The sequence below is a fragment of the Acinetobacter sp. KH_038 genome (assembly GCF_057839405.1).
The window spans coordinates 281837-299796 of record NZ_CM174489.1 but is presented as its reverse complement, the minus strand read 5'-3'; the positions used below and the strand labels follow the sequence as shown (position 1 = coordinate 299796).

The 17960-nt window shown below is 47.1% G+C and carries 9 protein-coding genes; 4 read left to right on the top strand and 5 right to left on the bottom strand.

Annotated elements, in window-relative coordinates; genetic code table 11:
* Positions 1–15: 15 nt before the first annotated feature.
* From AC3IT7_RS01360 to AC3IT7_RS01345, 4 genes are all read left to right on the top strand, one after another.
* The gene (locus tag AC3IT7_RS01360) at positions 16–1869 is read left to right on the top strand and encodes a cation:proton antiporter domain-containing protein (protein ID WP_489249131.1); all 1854 of its coding nucleotides are present in this window, start codon (positions 16–18) and stop codon (positions 1867–1869) included.
* Positions 1870–1919: 50 nt separating this feature from the next.
* A complete protein-coding gene (hslO, locus tag AC3IT7_RS01355) occupies positions 1920–2795 on the top strand; it encodes an Hsp33 family molecular chaperone HslO (RefSeq protein WP_489249130.1) in 876 nt (291 codons plus the stop codon).
* 918 nt (positions 2796–3713) lie between these two features.
* Positions 3714–4046 (top strand): chaperone modulator CbpM, encoded by a 333-nt coding sequence (locus AC3IT7_RS01350; protein ID WP_475655379.1) that lies wholly within the window; start codon positions 3714–3716, stop codon positions 4044–4046.
* Between the two features lie 89 nt (positions 4047–4135).
* Positions 4136–4399, top strand: coding sequence for an HP1242/YdcH family protein (locus tag AC3IT7_RS01345; protein ID WP_475655378.1), 264 nt, complete (start codon positions 4136–4138; stop codon positions 4397–4399).
* Between the two features lie 198 nt (positions 4400–4597).
* Here AC3IT7_RS01345 and pnp read toward each other — a convergent pair whose 3' ends face one another.
* From pnp to AC3IT7_RS01320, 5 genes are all read right to left on the bottom strand, one after another.
* Positions 4598–6685, bottom strand: a complete 2088-nt coding sequence (pnp, locus tag AC3IT7_RS01340) for a polyribonucleotide nucleotidyltransferase (protein WP_475655390.1) — start codon at positions 6683–6685, stop codon at positions 4598–4600.
* 249 nt (positions 6686–6934) lie between these two features.
* A complete protein-coding gene (rpsO, locus tag AC3IT7_RS01335) occupies positions 6935–7204 on the bottom strand; it encodes a 30S ribosomal protein S15 (protein ID WP_004637724.1) in 270 nt (89 codons plus the stop codon).
* A gap of 910 nt (positions 7205–8114) precedes the next feature.
* Positions 8115–9884 carry an exodeoxyribonuclease V subunit alpha gene (recD, locus tag AC3IT7_RS01330; RefSeq protein ID WP_489249129.1) on the bottom strand — a complete coding sequence of 590 codons (1770 nt, stop codon included), beginning with the start codon at positions 9882–9884 and terminating at the stop codon, positions 8115–8117.
* Positions 9885–9955: 71 nt separating this feature from the next.
* The gene (locus AC3IT7_RS01325; RefSeq protein ID WP_489249128.1) at positions 9956–14080 is read right to left on the bottom strand and encodes a UvrD-helicase domain-containing protein; all 4125 of its coding nucleotides are present in this window, start codon (positions 14078–14080) and stop codon (positions 9956–9958) included.
* Between the two features lie 4 nt (positions 14081–14084).
* Positions 14085–17789: an exodeoxyribonuclease V subunit gamma gene (locus tag AC3IT7_RS01320; protein ID WP_489249127.1), complete on the bottom strand. Its 3705-nt coding sequence runs from the start codon at positions 17787–17789 to the stop codon at positions 14085–14087.
* Positions 17790–17960 lie beyond the last annotated feature (171 nt).

Here is a 17960-nt window from a genome sequence, read left to right as displayed (position 1 = left end):
ATTTAGGGCAGGAAAATGTCGATACTGTTACAAATAACACTGGTTCTGCTAATCGCACTGCTGATGGTGCCACTGAGCAAAAGGCTCAGACTGCCAAGCGTGCTGGGCTATCTGTTAACAGGACTGATCTTGAGTCCAGGTATGTTAGATCTGATTCAGGCTCCAGACCTGATGAACAGTTTCATGAATATCAGCCTGCTGGCATTGCTGTTCTGGATCGGTCTGCAACTCAGACCGCAACGCATTCTCCAGATCAGTCCATCATTATGGACAATGGCGACTGTACAGGTACTGCTGAGTACCCTGATTTTTAGCCTGCTGGCCTGGTTTTTTCTGCAACAAAGCCTGCTGGCCAGCATTGTAATTGGACTTGCTGGCAGTTTGTCGGCCATGACTTTAGTGATTCAGCAACTGAACCAGCAGGAACAGTTTGCCACTAGCTACGGTCAGCAGGCCTATTCAATCTTGCTGATACATGCCCTGCTGGCCATTCCTGTCATTGCCGCCATTCCTTTATTTAGCGGGATTGCCTCGACCGAACACGGCGTGGCTTATTTTGCGGCACTGATTGCCAGCTTAAGCGGCTTGTTCCTGTGCAATCGTTATCTGATGCGGCCCCTGTATCGCTGGATTGCAAGCAGTGGCAGTCATGAACTGCATGCGATTGTAGCGATTACAGTAACTCTGGCATTGCTAGTGCTGATGAATACCCTTGGGCTGAATTTTTTTCTCGGTGCCTTGTTTGCCGGGATTCTGCTGGCCGACTCAGATTTCCGGCCCACGGTAGAAAGTACAATCCGGCCTTTTCAAGGCATATTGATTGGTCTGGCATTTATCAGTCTGGGCATGTCCTTACAGCTATCCGATCTGTTGAATCAGCCCTGGATGATTCTGGCCGGTGCTTTAGCTTTGCTATTGCTCAAGTTTACCATTACGTTAGCCTTGGCACGTTATCATCGAAATAGCTGGCGCAATAGTACCTTGCTGGCAGCCAGTCTGGCTCAAGGTGGCGAATTTGCCTTGCTGGCGCTGCTGATTGCAGTATCCGACCAGATTATTGCGGTCAATCTGCTCTCTGTGTTGCTGTGGATGGTGAGTTTTTCCTTATTACTTACGCCGGCATTTTACTGGTTATTGCACAGCCAGATTTTACCGCGTCTGGATCAAAACAACCATCTGGCGGCAACCTTCGAAACTGATTCCAGTCCTCAAACCGGCACCGCTCTTCTATTGATTGGCTTTGGCCGTTTTGGGCAGATTATTGCCCGGATTTTACTGCAACAGCAGCATGCATTCAGTGTCATGGACAGCAATGTACCCGCCACTGAACTGCTTGCCCAGTACCGGATCCCCTTTTATCAGGCCGATGCAACAGAACCGGAAACCCTGGCTCATGCCGGGATTACCACAGCGCAGCAAGTGATTGTTGCCATTGATGATATTGAAGATTCGATGCTGATCGTGCGGCATATCCGGCTGAATTATCCGGAACTTCCCTTATGGGTACGTGCGCGTGACCGGCATCATGTACATCTCTTGCAGGATTTGGGTGTAGACAAAATCTGGCGTGAAAGCTACTTTTCAGCACTGCAAATGAGTCAGGCCTTATTGACCCAGATCAATGCAGATCCGGAAACAAGCCAGCAACAGATTGAAAGCTTCCGTAGTCATGATGAAAAGCTGCTCGACAGCCAATATCACCTGGACCCGGATCAACATCCAGATAATGAAATTTATCGTAGCAGTCTGGCTGAACTGGAACATCTGTTTGCGCAGGATCAACGCAACAAAGCCGAAAAACCGGATACACAGCAGCAACAGGATACAAACGGCACAGGAATTGATGCGTTAAGAGATGATCTGTCATAACTTGTGTTTTACAATAGTGACACCATTAAAGCAGGGTTATGGAGAATTTTATGTCTGATTTACGCCAACGCTTTTTTATTGAAGATAGCCCTGTTCGTGGTGAAGTGGTGCATCTTGAAGAAGCTTTACAAACCATTTTAGCGCAACGTGACTATGCACCTGCAGTCAAGATCCTGTTAGGTGAAATGCTTACGGCAACTGCGCTGCTGGCCAGTACCCTGAAAATTAAAGGGCGGATCAGCCTGCAAATTCAGGCATCAGGTACATTTAAATGGGCAATGGCTGAATGCAGCCACCTGGGTGAAGTTCGCGCTCTGGCTGACTATGAAGAAGATCCGCACTTTCTGGTTGGCGAGGACAGCAGCACAGTCTTGAAGACCCTGGTTTCTCCCGTCCTGTTTATCAATATCGAACCGGAATTTGGTGAGCGTTATCAGGGGATCGTGCCACTCGATAAAGAAAATTTAGCGGGTTGCCTGATGCAGTATTATGATCTGTCTGCACAGATTCCAACCCGTATTGTACTGGCAAGCGATCATCAACGTGCCGGCGGTTTACTGATCCAGCTTTTGCCGCGTAACAGTGAAGAAGAACAGCGCCGTGTTGATGAAGATTTATGGCCGCGTCTGACCATGCTCACAGAAACCCTGAAAGCTGAAGAGCTGATCAGCCTGCAAGCCACCGAAATTCTTTACCGTTTATACAACGAAGAAGAAGTGCGCCTGCCAGAAACTGAAGCCTTGAAATTTGGCTGTACCTGTTCCAAAGAACGTTGTGCAGTGGCCCTGCAACAGATTGGTGTAGAGTCGATCCGTGAAACGCTGGAATTCCAGAATCCGATCGAGATGGACTGTCAGTTCTGTAATAGCCAGTATACCTTTACCGCTGAAGAAGCTTTGGGTCTATGCGGTGAACATCTGAGCTAAGCAGCTCTCTGCCAGCCGTTTTTAAAAAAAAGCATTCCTCAGGAGTGCTTTTTTTATGCAGGTAAAATCTGTATGACCATGATAAAAAGAGATCATTTTTAGTACTTAACTCTCTCTATTCCCTGCATCTAGGCTCATACCCCTCGCAAGACAAAATTGTTGTGAGTGTTGGATAAGCTCTACACATACAACCTGATGAATGAGCAATTGTGCAGTGTGATAAAAAATATGACCACACTGATCAGCAGGGAACTTTGGCCTTAGCTTGCGGGTGAGCTTGGATGACTAAAAACGTTTTATGGATTCAAGGAAATCCTGTCGATGCATGCTCAGGCTATTTTTTGAGATAGAAGTGCTTAAAAAAATAAATCTGGCCTTAGATATTTATGTGGAATAAGCGGAATGGGTTGCCATTTTCCAAGACTAAAACATTAATTTCAGAAAGATTTTTAAAGCTCTGCGATTGAACACTTTGTCTTTGTCATGATTTGAAACAATAAAGTACAAATAAAAACTGTTTTGAGATAGCCAAAGTCATAATAATGGATCGAAGACGGTTATTTTTTATCCATTTATAATGATCAATCTTCAACCTTGTCCAATTCTGTCATCAGGTCTGCTTCGCCACCCTGATATGACAGCTTATATTCAGCACAGGAAAGTGTTTGAATACACTCGGTCAATAAAACATAAAACTATAAAAACAGCGTTCACTTTCACCCTCTTTTTTTCGCGTGCTTCTGCGACCGATGCGATCAGAATTCCTGATCTGTCCCATGCCGGAGCCTACCGATTTTTTTCTCATGCGCATTTGAGTCATCACTCTGAGTGTGCAAGTCCAGAGCACGGAAAGCACTTTGCTGCAACAGCTTCTGATTCTCTGAGCGTTGCCCACTTGGCTGTTTAAGGAGTAGACCCATGACTACGATTCAGTATCAAGAAAGTTTTTCACACGACTATCCCCCATCAGAAATTATGGACGATCGCTCATTTGACCTGATTCACTTTGCAGAAGCATGCGGTCAAAGCCCGGAATGGGTAATGCAATTGATTGAACATGGAATTCTGCCCGATCGGTCTCCTATCACGCCAGCCAGTATGTTTCTCGGTGAAGACATTTCGCGTGCACAACGCGCCTATCGCCTGCAACGCGATTTTGATGCGTCATTTACCGCAGTTGCCATGATGCTGGACCTTATCGATGAAGTGCAGGAATTACGCCGCGAGGTCAAACATCTGCACTTTAAGTAAGTCCTTTGATGCTCTGTCTATCTGTCTTTCTGCAGCATAGATCAGGGCATATTTACGTTTAATTTTATGATCAGAGTATAAGAATCCCTATGAAAACCAAAGATTGTAATAAGAAAATCAAATACATGTTTCCCGAATACCGCGATTTGATTGTGCAACTTCGCGAGGAAAACCCCTACTTTGCCAAATTATTTGAGGAGCATAATGAGCTGGACAAGAAAATCAGCCAGCTTGAACTCGATCCGGTCAATCATATCAACAATGATATTGAAGCGATCAAGCGCAAAAAACTGAAACTGAAAGATGAAATTTATCGTCTGTTAAAAAGTTCGGAAGCGGATCCCCTGACCTAATATCCGCCGGATAATACACGCTGAGATCGTCAATCTAATCATTGGCAGCCAGTAGCCCGGTTCAGGGACTTTTGCCATGTGTGCCAAGATATACTGATGCATAAAAAAGCCCCGAACCAAGCAAAGTAATCACTTTGACCAGGCTCAGGGCTTTTTATATCTCATTCCCGCGAGTTAACTCACGGGGAATTTAGACGATTAAACTTGTTCGATGTCTTTCATCGTCAATTTGATACGGCCACGGTTGTCAACATCTGCAACCTGAACCTTCACTTCTTGACCTTCTTTCAATACATCTGCCACGTTGGCAATGCGTTCGTTTGAAATTTGAGAGATATGTAGCAAGCCGTCTGTACCCGGAAGGATATTAACGAATGCACCGAATTCAACGATACGAATGACTTTACCTACGTAAATTGTACCTGGCTCGATTTCAGCAGTAAGCGCCTGGATTTTTGCAACCGCAGCAGCAGCAGCCGCTTTAGTTTCACCAAATACACGAACTGTACCGTTATCTTCGATATCGATTGCCGCTTTAGTTTCTTCAGTAATCGCACGAATTGTCGCGCCGCCTTTACCAATCACATCACGGATTTTGTCCGGGTTAATGTTGATCACCTGGAAAGTCGGTGCATGCATAGAAATTTCAGGACGAGCGCGTGAAATCACCTGGTTCATTTCGTTCAAGATGTGCATACGACCAGCATAAGCCTGGTTCAACGCAGACTCCATGATCTCTTCAGTAATACCTTCGATCTTGATGTCCATTTGCAGTGCAGTAATACCGTTTGCAGAACCTGCCACTTTAAAGTCCATGTCGCCAAGGTGATCTTCGTCACCCAGGATGTCAGAAAGAACTGCGAAACGCTCGCCTTCTTTCACAAGACCCATCGCGATACCAGCAACTGGTGCTTTCAATGGAACACCTGCATCCATAAGGGATAGTGAAGCACCACATACAGAAGCCATTGAAGATGAACCGTTAGATTCAGTGATGTCAGATACGATACGGATCACGTACGGGAAGCGGTCTGCTGCAGGAAGAACAGCTTGCACACCACGACGCGCCAAACGGCCATGACCGATTTCACGACGTTTAGGACCAGATTCACGACCAGTTTCACCTACAGAGTATGCAGGGAAGTTGTAATGCAACATGAAGTTGTCAGTTTTGGTACCAGCAAGGGTATCAACCATGAGCGCATCACGTGTATTACCCAAAGTTGTAGTTACCAACGCCTGAGTTTCACCACGTGTAAACAGTGCTGAACCGTGAGCACGACCCAATACACCTACTTGTACGTCAATTGCACGCACAGTTTTGGTGTCACGACCATCAATACGTGGCTTACCAGACAAGATGTTGTCACGTACGGTACGGTATTTAAGATCTTCGAAAAGTTCGTTTACTTCGTCAGCAATGCCAGTTTCGTCTTCTTCAGGAACAAACTGAGCAACAGCTTCTGCATAAAGCGCATCAAGTGCCGCATAACGGTCTTGTTTCACTGCAATCGTGTAGGCTTCAGAGATTTTCGCTTCGAATGCTTCCTTCAATTTAGCAAGAAGTTCTTCGTTTTTGGTTGGAGCAACCCAAGTTGACTCAACTGCACCGGCAGCTGCAGCAAATTCCTTGATCGCCTGGATCGCGATTTGCATTTCGTCATGACCGAACAATACAGCGCCAAGCATTTGGTCTTCTGAAAGTTCTTTCGCTTCAGATTCAACCATCAAGACTGCAGCTTCTGTACCGGCAACCACAAGATCAAGATCAGACTCTTTCAATTGTTCGTGGTTCGGGTTCAGGATGTATTCACCGTTGATCAGACCAACACGCGCGCCACCGATTGGACCACGGAAAGGCGTACCTGCAATCGACAATGCAGCAGACGTACCGAGCATTGCAGCAATGTCAGCATCCATGGTTTTGTCAGATGAAATTACAGTTGCAGTCACCTGGATTTCGTTGAAGTAACCTTCCGGGAACAACGGACGAATTGGACGGTCGATCAGACGTGAAATTAACGTTTCAGCTTCAGACTGACGGCCTTCACGCTTGCCATAACCACCCGGGATACGACCTGCAGCATATTGCTTTTCTTGGTAGTTTACAGTCAGTGGGAAGAAATCTTGACCGGCTTTTGCTTTAGGCTGTGCAACTACGGCAACAAGAACCTGTACGCCACCCATGGTGATCACTACAGTGTTTGCCTGACGTGCAACGCGACCTGTTTCCAGAATAACGTTGTGTTGACCGAATTGAAATTCTTTACGAATAATATTAAACATCGACATGTTTTATTTTTTCCTAATTTTCTTCTAGTGGAGACCCCTAAGGTTTGGCATTCTCGACCAGATGGACGAATAAATGACAAAGCTTAGAAGCCGACCTCACCAGATTAAATACTATTTTTAAACACAAAGAAGGAGCGAAACATTCGCCCCTTCCACTGGCCTAGCCAAAAGCCAAGCCGACTTTAGTTTTCAGTAAAAAAGCACAAAGCATGCAATAAACCCGAAAATAAAGTTTAAATCGAATTAACGACGTAAACCTAAAGCACCGATCAAAGCAACATAACGACCGTGGTCTTTACCATTTAGGTAGTCAAGAAGCTTACGACGTTGGTTAACCATACGGATTAGACCGCGACGGCTATGGTGGTCGTGTTTGTGCTCTTTAAAGTGACCTTGTAGATCATTGATTTGAGCAGTCAAAAGCGCTACTTGAACTTCTGGTGAACCTGTGTCGTTTTCAGCGCGAGCGAATTTAGCAATGATCTCTGCGCGATCTGCGTTAGTTAAAGCCATTCGATTTCTCCGAGATGCTTATATATTTTGATAAAAATCAAAGTAATGAGAATTCAAAACCTTGACTGCCGTGCATCACTACAGCAAGTTGCATATTTTAAGGGAAAATGCGTCAAATTGCAAAAATAGATCAGCATTTTTGCAGGTGCCGAATTGGTCATCTGCTTAGATCAGAGCTGTTTTTTTATTGATCTTGAATATAGCAGCATCGCTACCCGGTTTAATGAAATATGGCCAATATCGCTTCGGTAGAGAACTAAATAGGCTCATACAAGCCAAAGCCATTCCGGATGGTTTCAAGCTACAGCCGGTCTATCTAAAAACTGGATAAAAAAAAGCCCGAGTAAACTCGGGCTTTTTGGCGCTGTAGTTCTTTCTCTTATCGTTATTATTTATTGTTTTTGTGGCGTTTTACGCTTGTTGTTATTTTCAAACATCCTGTTGAAAAATCACCTTCCTTGTGTGGTAGATTTTGCCATATCCAGGCCAGACGGATAGAGGTGTTTATCGCCTCTTGCTGTAAGCTATTTCGTACAATATTTCCGCTAAAATTTACATAATGTGACATTAGTCTCACTTTATTTTGGTTTAGTTGCTGCAATCTAGTGATTCAAGCTCAGGTATCACAGCAGAGAATTAGAGTAAAAATCTAGCAATCACAACGATAAAATCAGCATATAAAAAAGCCTTGTAGTCTCTCCCAAAACTACAAGGCTTAGCGGCTGTAAGTTTCCTCTTTTACTCACTTCACTGTAAGTTCGCTGTCTACCGACATTATTATTATCATTTTGCGATTATGCTCAACTTTCCATGTTGAGTTATTTTGTAGAACCAATCTTCTCAAAAACTCAGTCAAAGCTCTATGCGTCAATTTCCTGAATCCATGTAAGCTTTTACCTACAAAGTTTGATCATGTTTTGCCAATCAAATTGGTAGATTGTTCAAGAATTTTTTGACTTAAACCACTTTTACGTGTGGTACGCACACAAAGCGCTTGTGTAAAAGCGTCATGATCTACCAATAAACTCACCACTTTTTTGGCACGAGTAATTGCGGTATAAATCAACTCTTTGCTTAACAGGTTTTTTGCATATTGATCCAGCACCACCGCGGTATGGGTAAATTCTGAACCTTGAGATTTGTGAATGGTTAAGGCGAAGGCGGTTTCTATACTCTTCGGTAAACGGCTAGCCAACACCCATTTGTCCAGACTCGGAAAATACACTTCAAACTGTCGCTGACCAGACTGCTCAGGTAAAAAACAGATGCCGATATCACCATTGGACAAGCCTAACTGGTAATCGTTATAAGTCATCATCACCGGCCGGCCAACATACCAGTCACCCTGCTTCAACTGGCCCTGGGCGGTTAAAAAGCGTTGTTCAATCTGCAAGTTGATCTTGAACAGGCCCAAATCACCCGACCGAATCGCAGTTAAAATACGGTAATTGTCAAATGTGCTGACCACCTGTTGTACATACTGTTCAAAATCGTCTGAGTTCTGGTTATTTTTGATCACCTGTGCATATGCCTGATAGCCATACATCAGCTGATCATAATATTGATCCAATATCGCTGCCGTCTGGTCAGTACCTGAAACCAGGTATTGCAACTGTACCTGGTCAATCTCGACCTGATCCAGAACGATAGCTTGTAATTCGCTGGCGGTGACAAGCTGCTGCTCAAATTTTTGCAGGACATTGGCAGCTTCATGTGGCTGCTGAATAAAATCAGCCATTGCCCCAATCTTGGCCCCTGCTGCAAAACGCCGCGTCGTGATCAGATTGACCCGATTGTCTTGCAGCGTGGCCACCTGTTGCAGATCGGCCAGTACCGTTCCGACATCGACAGAGGCCAGCTGGTCTGCATCACCCAGTAGAATCAGCCGGGCCTGTGAAGGCACTGCTGCCAGTAGCATGTGCGAAAGATTCAAATCCAGCATCGAGGCTTCATCGACTACAATCACATCATAGGGCAATGGCTGTTTGGCGTGAAATCTGGGCTGACCACGAGTACCTAATCCCAGTAAACGGTGCAAGGTCACGGGTCGTAATTGTTGCAAGGCATCTATTTCAAACTGTTGTAAAGCTTCACTGTGCAAGGCCTTCTGTAGGGCCTCTTTCATGCGCTGTGCTGCCTTACCGGTAGGTGCAGCCATGGCAATCCGGATAGTCGGCATCGCTTCATGCAAGACCGCAATAATATGCGCCAGCGTATAGGTTTTACCGGTTCCCGGCCCGCCAGTAATAATACTCAAGGCTTGCTGTGCCACCATCTGCAGGGCTTTTTGCTGCTGTGGGTCTGAGAGCAGGCTGCGATCACGCGCTGTTAAATCCAGAGCAGCAATAGGCTGGGATTTGATCCGTGCCACATGCGCTGCGACAGCCTGTTCCAGCTGCCAGTAGCGGTACAGATATAAATGCTGGTCTGCAAATACCAAGGGCGCAATCCCGGTACTTTGCTGAGCATGATCACGCACCAGATTATGTAATAACGCTATTTGCTCAGGAAGCGCTTCAATACAGCTATCGCCGGCCTGCATGGCCTCAAGTAATTGCTGAATCAGTAATTTTGCTGCCGGATCAAATCTCGCCGAGCTAAATGGCGGCTGACATAAATAGTCAATCCAGGCCAGTACATTGGAGCTTTGTTGCGATACGTGATTTTGCTCATTTTCCACACAGTTATCCTCAAAGTTATCCACAGGATAATTTCATGTTTAATCTCTATATATTTTGTTAAACGGCCAAATTATGCTGTTTTTTTCTGCTCAAAATAGCCCAGTATTTGATCCAGTTTTTCAATGAATTCGATGTCTGGTTGCCAATGATAAGCCCCCAGCTGTGCCTGCCCATTCATGCCGCGTAAGTATAAATAGCTCGCGCCGCCCAGATGCTGCTGGATTGAATATGCCTGCATATTTGCGCCCAGATAACGATGCAGGGCCACCAGATACAAAGCGGCCTGCAACCAGTAACTGGACTGGCTCATATTCTGCTGAATTGCCTCGGCTGTATAATGCTGTTGATCTGGCCCGAGAAAGTTACTTTTATAATCGGCAATATGGTAACGCTGACCATCAAAATACACCAGATCGATAGAACCGGTCAGATAGCGTGCCGATTTGGCTTCATTAAAATCACTGATGACAAGCTCATATTCGAGAAAAAGCTGATGGATTTGCCGGATCTGCAAAGGTGCATCGGTCAGGGACAGATAGAACGGAAATTCTGACAGATACTGTTGATTATCCAGTTGGGCCAAAGCAAAATCGTTCTGAATCGGGGTAGCCAGAATGTCATGCACCCAGTCATGCATCAGATTCAGTAAAATATCTTCCCTAATTTCATCAATCAAGTTATCCAGAGCCGTCTGCAGGATGCTTTCTATATCGAGCTGAACTGTACTTGCAGAAGGTACAAGCTGGCTCATTTCCTGCTCAAAAAACTGGATAAAGCTGTCATCCTCCAGCTCGATAAAATAACGCTGAAACTGGTTTAAAAATAGCACCAGGGCCGGGCGGTCCAGTTGCTGTGCCGATTGAAAAAACTGGCGCCAGTGCTGTCGATAGGCCTCACTCTGGTCATGCAGGCGAATGCCGGTCAGTACTTTATAGTTCAGGCTGGACAGCACCCGCTGCATGCTCTGCCCCAATTCATCTGCTTTGAAGTCTGCTTGAGCTGCCGCCTGAAACAGGGTTCGCAGATTCACGGTTGCAGCCTGATAATGTGGTGCAAAGGCCTGCTGCAGCACCGCAGCTAAGGGGAAAGCCTGTCCGAATTTATCTTTCAGTTCCTGCCAGATTTGCGGCGCGGTATTTTTAAATCGGCGGCGAATTTCCAGATTCCAGTAACTGCTGTCCTGAAAATTGATATGTTCAAAAATACTGTGCAAGAAGGTTCCGGCGACTGTGCCTTTAGGAAAATTCAATCTGATCCAGTCTAAGGGCAAGACTGCTGCCTGTTGTTCCAGTCCAGACAGATGAATTTCATCCGCTGCACTGTCCTGCCGTTCCTGCGCATTGACCAGATCATCCTGCAGGAGATGGGCATGTAACTGGTGCTGTGACAATGCAGTAAAACTGGTCTTGGTTCGCGGATAAAACTGTCGCTCTGGCAAAGGTTGTGCCTGCATTTCTATGGCACTGTTTTGTGACTGTTCAACCCGTCTTTGCGGTTCCTGAGCCAAGGGCGATTCCAGCAGACTTAAAGCATGTTCAAAGAGGGTATCTCCCTGACCACGCCAAAATGCCAGGCCCGAATCGGACTGCGCCGTGTGGTCTTGTAACATGGCATATACCCGGTGACTGGCACGGGTCAGCGCCACATACCAGAGCCGATGATTTTCCGCTGCATTGCGGGCAGCATTTTGTAAAATTGCCTGTTCATGCAGCTGCTTATGATTGACTGCGATCACCCGGGATTGTTGCAGGATATTGTCCTGATCATTTGCAGACAGGGAAAAGTTCAGATTGCCTTTATTTACATCGACAACGGCATCTGCCTCCAATAGAAATACCACTTTAAATTCCAGTCCTTTGGAAGCATGGATGGTCATCAGCTGCACGCCGTGATCTCCGGACAGCTTGCGTTCTTTTTCACTGTCCTTGCCTGAAGGCGACTGGAGCTGACGTAAATACCAGTGATAGAGTTTTTGCGCACCCTGATAATATTCGCTTTGCTGACTCAGAATTTCGCTCAGATGGCGCAGATTGACCACTACCCGCTCATTGTCCAGACTTTGACTGGCGACCAGATGGGTCCAGACCTGAAACAGGTTTAACGCATAATTCCATGCCGTCAAAAAGCCTTTCTCAAACCACATTTCCCGAATCGCATCCAGATCAGCGATATAGCGACTCAGTCCATCACTCTGTTCCTGCAATTCAATCAGTTTTTTCAGATTGAAACCCAGCAGACGGGTTAATAAAGCACGTTTGACTTTGGCTTCATTGAATGGATCCATGATGGCGGTCAGAACCGCCGCCACATCCTGCGCGATGGCACTGGCAAAGACACTTTGTTTGGATTCTTTATAGCAAGGGATGCCCATACGCTGCAGGCGTTGCTTGACCTGTTCCAGCGCATAATGCTTGGACCCCAGCACCGCAATATCATCGGCACTCAGGCTTTGAATACTGTCCTGTTGCTGAAAATACAGTTGCTGCTGGGCAGACTGATTCAGTAGTGCACGGATTTTCCAGGCCACCTGATCGGCTTCTACATCGGCTTCACCCAACTGGATCCAGCGTAGCGGCTGCGGATTACAGGCACCACTGTCGATTAAATCCGGATGTGGCCGGCTGCCGGCCTGAATCAGGGTGTACTGCACCTGTTCACCAAAGTCCATCTGGCGTTGAAACAGTGCATCTACGACTTCCACCAGCGGTTTGACCGAACGATGATTCTGCATCAGGGTATATTCACAACCCTGCTTGCGCAGCACATCGGCATGCGCCTTGTTATAGGTCAGCATATCGCCGCCACGGAAACCATAAATGGCCTGTTTCGGATCGCCAACCATAATCATGCAGCCGGCTTGCACCCGGTTGGCATCACGCCAGATCTTGGCCAGCAGATCATCCTGATCCTGATTGGTATCCTGAAATTCATCGACCAGAATCAGCGGATAACGTGCCTGCACAAACTGGGCAAAGCGCTGGCCCTGCTGACCCTGCAAGGCTTCTGCCAGTGTACGAATCTGCTGGGAAAAGGTGGTTTCGCCCTGCTGTTGCAGGGTTTGTGGCAACCGGGTCTGCACACTGCGAATCACATGATATTCCAGATAGAGCGTGAGCTGTTTCAGTTGCTCATCCAGATACTGTTTGACCTCACAGAGTGCATCAATTGCCACGATCAGACCATGTTGCAAAATCAGCTGCTGTTCGGCTTCCGGACAGCTTTTGTTAAAGACCTGAGTGGTCGGCTGGAAATCGGTTTTTTTACGGCGTAAATAGCACAGATTCAACAAGATCGGTTGCAATTCCGCATCAAAGAAACTCATGCCGCCCTGAGTTTGCAGGGCTGCACTCCAGGTCATAAAGTTTTCACAAACTTCGGTTAACTTGGTCAAAAAACTCTTGTGAAAATACTTTGGACTTTCCTGACAATAGCGCCGCATGATGGCTAGATCATGCTCTTGAATATTCGACAGCTGGTGAATACAGGCTTCTAGTTTGCTGAGATCACATTCGACCGGCTCAACTTTCTGGAAATGCTGCTTGCTGAAGTTCAGGGCATCACGCACCAGTCCGGTATAATGTTCCACCGGTTTCAGCAGATTCTGGACATAGAGATGATTGACCAGATATTGCGGTTGCTGCTGAATCCAGTCACGCAGCACATCATGAATCAGCTGCTGGATATACAGATCCTGATCTTCGGTCAGTTCTGCACGTTCAATCTTGCCACTTTCAAAAGCAAATTCACGTAATAGTTTCTGGCTAAAACTATCCAAAGTGCCGACAAACAGTTCATCCAGCTGGTTCAGTACCAGACGTAGACGGCGGCGGGCATAATCCATGCGACTGCCATAATCTTTCAAAACTTGCTGAAACAACGGATCTGTTTCGCTCTGGATTTTGGCTGCAATTTCCACCGAATTAAGCTGCTGATGACGCTGGATATAGGCCAAGGTTTCCTCGACCCGTAGCCGTACCCGGTTTTTCAGTTCAGCGGTTGCCTTGCGGGTAAAGGTGGTGGCAATCACCTGATGCGGATAATATTGATCCAGAAAAATCCGTACCATCAGACTGGACAAGGTATAGGTCTTGCCTGTACCTGCCGAGGCTTCAATCCAGTGTAAGCCCCGAAACTTCATGTCCTGGATCGGATTGGTCGAAATGGCTTTTTGCATCTGCTGTTTTAAGACGGTCATGCGGCTATTTCACCCATTCCAGATGTTGATGAATCGGTGCATACAGGGCATGAGCAAAGTCATGACAACAGCGCTGCAAGGCCAGATCCGGGTCCTGATCCTGTAAAATAAACTGCCAGTCCTGATGCAACAGACTGGACTCATCCGAAGCCAGAGGCTTGGCACTCTCATAGCTATTGTTCCAGGCTTTTAGCAGTTCCGGCATTTCTACAATCGTCATTTCACCCTGTTCATTTTCAGCCCACTGCCAGTCTTTTTTCATCAACAATTCTGCCGGCAACACCAGTGGCTGCTTTTGTCCGATTTCCCAGGCTTTTAACCAGAACTGTAAATACTCACGCGCTTTACCTGAGCTCAACCCAGAAAATTTCAGGGTCTTATTACTGAAAATCACAATACGTTCCAGTTGCGGTGAGCGCACATCATCATTGAAGTAAGCCAGCCACAACAGATATTCCAGCCAGACCTGGGCACGACGTTTTTCCGAGGCCGAAGAAGATTGCATGCTTAACCAGTAACTGCTGTGCGGGACTTTGGGCACATTAATATGGATGATCAGTTCAGGATTAAACTGTAGCGACTGCTGAGTCACAGCCGTAAGCTCTTTACCGAGTTGCAGCAAACGCTCCTGTAAAAGTTGCTGTTCCTGCTGACTGCCGAGCCAGGTGGCTTGCTGGGTTTTACCCACCGGCAAACGGTCCAGCATCAGTCTCGGCTCAATCTGCTGCTCCTGTTGCAACAGGAAATCCCGTACCTGATACTGTTCCAGCTTGTTTAATAACAAAGGTTCTCGTGAACTTGGCAAATCTGCATAGCGAATCGTGGAAATTCCGACACTTTTCAGAAACAGCCGTGCCGGGAAAATCATATCCCGAATCCATTCATCACCTTTTAGCACCCGAAGTTCTTTTTGTTCAACTGCCGGATAATGCGTATTGATCCAGCTGCTGCGCTTGCCTTCGGCACTTCGAATATATTCTGCCACCGCAAACCACTGGTCCTGATAACGCGGTGTTTGCGCATCTGCAAATCCGGCAGGATCGAAAGGCTGCAAGGGATGTACATGATACAGCTGCCGGATATGCTGGGCGACCGAAAGCCCGTTGATGTCCACCACCGGATCGACCTCGGCATCCGGCTGCTCGGACTGACAGATCAGCGCGATATGCTGAATCAGTTCCTGCAAGGCAGTGGAGGGATCGCGGGCCTCGCCATCGTCCAGATCAAAGCCATTATAGAACAGCCATAAATTGTCCTGCGCCAGTAGCAAGGCATCCAGAAAAGCCCCCTGCTCGTCATCCAGACGGGAACGGTCACCGAGTTGCGGCTTCAGGCTGCGCATCAGGTCAAACGGCACCTGCTGATTCCGGCTTGGAAATTTACCGCTATCCAGATTCAGCATCACCACCAGTTTATAAGGCAATGGACGGATCTGGCCAATCTGGCTAAAGGTAATCTGTCCGGTCGGCTCGGCCTGATCCAGCTGCATCTCCAGAGTATTCTGAATTTCTTCCAGCACATAAGGCAGAGGCAGACTCAGCGCCACCAGTTCCTGACTGGCATGCGGATCGTCCTGCTCATGATAATCGGCCAGGGTCAGCATACGCATCTGCTTGTCAATAATCTCGGCCACGGTTTTGAGCGATTCTACCCCGGCCTCACGAAACTCATTCAGGTCAGCCCGCAAATATTCCAGCCAGGTTTTTACCGGTGTGCGCTGTCCGGTTTCATGCAAAGTCAGCCAGTCACGGCGCTGCACCAGATCCTGATAAATCTGGATCAGGGTTGAAATCAACGGGAAATCACTGGTCAGAACCTTGGCATAACTCAAGGTATTTTCAAACAGCGTATGTTCAGGAACCGCCAGACCCAAAGCCAGACGGTCTAGCGCAAACTTAAAACTGAAACGGTAGTCTTCATCACCTGCACTCAGGCTTTGCTGCAAATGCTGCTGATCCAGACCACGCTTGAAACCGGCATCACCGAGCAGTGCCAACATTCGCTCTACCTGGCTATATTCCAGCGCATACCGTTGCTGGGTAGCATTTAAACTCAGCCAGTCGGCAAAATCTTCGATACTAAAACGACCACGTACCCATTGAATCCGGCCCAATACCGCGCGCCAGGCATTGCTGACATCCAGACGCGACACTCCGGCAATCTGGATCGGTAAATACAGGTTATCTTTTTGCAGGCGTTTACTGCCAATCTCGCGCTCACGGGGTGGCGGGGCAAAGACACTGCGAATTGCCGGTTCCAGTTCTTTCAGATTCGGACTCAGCACCAGAATGTCGCTTGGTTGCCGTGGCTCCTGTTCCGTGCCTTGTGCCAGCCAGTGAATCACCTGTTCTTTGAGTACTTCCAGCTGACGCAATGAGGAATGACAGACATGAATCTGTACCGAATCATCGGCTGGATTCAAAGCATATTGATGCTGTTCAGGTTCTAGTAAATACAGGATATCTGACTGGATTTTGGCCAGCAGTTTATCCTGATATTCATCGACAAAGACATCGGCCCAAAGACCTTCTTCCCCCGAAGACAGTTTGGAGAGTAAAGAAAAATGATCACGCGCCTGCTTGCCAAACCGGGTCAGCAGCGGATGCCGCGATTCACGATCTTCGGCATTAAAGTTGAGCTGCTTAATTCTAAACTCTCGCAGCTCGGCATCATTCGGTTTACGCTGGCGGGTTTTTTCAAAGCGCTGAATAAAACGCTCTTCCCGTTGCAGATCAAATCGGGCTTTCCAGTCCGGATCGACACTGTCGGCCCAGTATTCCTGCGAGGGGTTAAAATGAAAGATATAAATGTCTATGTACTGACCCAGACGGCGTAAAAAGTCCAGCTGGCTGGGCGGAAGTTCCAGCAGGCTAAATACCACGATCTGTGCCGGCAAGCGTTTCAGCGCTTCGCTGCGGGTTTCCGGATTCTCCAGCCGCTGCCAATACAGGCGTTCAATTTCCAGGATTTTGGCATAGTCATCCTGAAATACATGCTGCCACAACCAGCGCTGCCAGGCTTCCAGCTCACGCGCCTGAATTTTGACGAAATCGGCCACCTGCATCTCGTGACCATTTTCATCTTTGGGGCTATAAATCATCTGCTCGATATCCAGCGCAATATCCTGTCCCCAAGCCTCAAGCCAGTTGCTGGGACAGCTACAGCTTTGCGGCGGACAGTTGCGGGCACAATAGCCACGATAATCCATATAATGGCTGAACAAGCGCGACACCTGCTCGGCCACCCAGTACAGCATGCTCTGTTTTTTCAGCTGTTTTTCTGTACTCTGCTCCAGCCGGTCGGCACTGTCATAAATGCGCTTTACAATCGGATACAGCGGATGATCGACCTCGAGTGGAATCTGTTCGGGCAGAATGCATTTGCGCAGCGCCTGAAACACCCGCCATTTGATGATAATGCGTGGAATATTGGCTTCCCGCACCTGTTCCACTTCCTTGGGAGCATTCAGCACCCATTGATAGGAAGTCCATTGAAAGGCACGGATCCGGTGATGAAACTGGCTATTGGCACTGATGCCTTTTTTCTCGGCAATCTTCTGGGTCAGCCAGCTTTCTACGGCTGGAGAAGGCACAATAAAATACCGGGTCTGTAATACCTCAAACGGATGCTGGGCAGTTTGATTGACAATACGCAACATACTATCCAAAAGCACATCAATGCGTTGACTCTGAATAACATGGATTGCCATTGTTTCCCCTGAACTGCTGAACGTGTTTCACTACAAAATGATAAAGATTAGTTACTATACATCTCGAACGCCGTATGACACCTTAAAACCACACTTCAGTCGAAAAATTTCTTTGAAAAAAGCATCTTAATGATGCTTGAATAGAAAAAAACAACATAGAGCTTAGGTAGT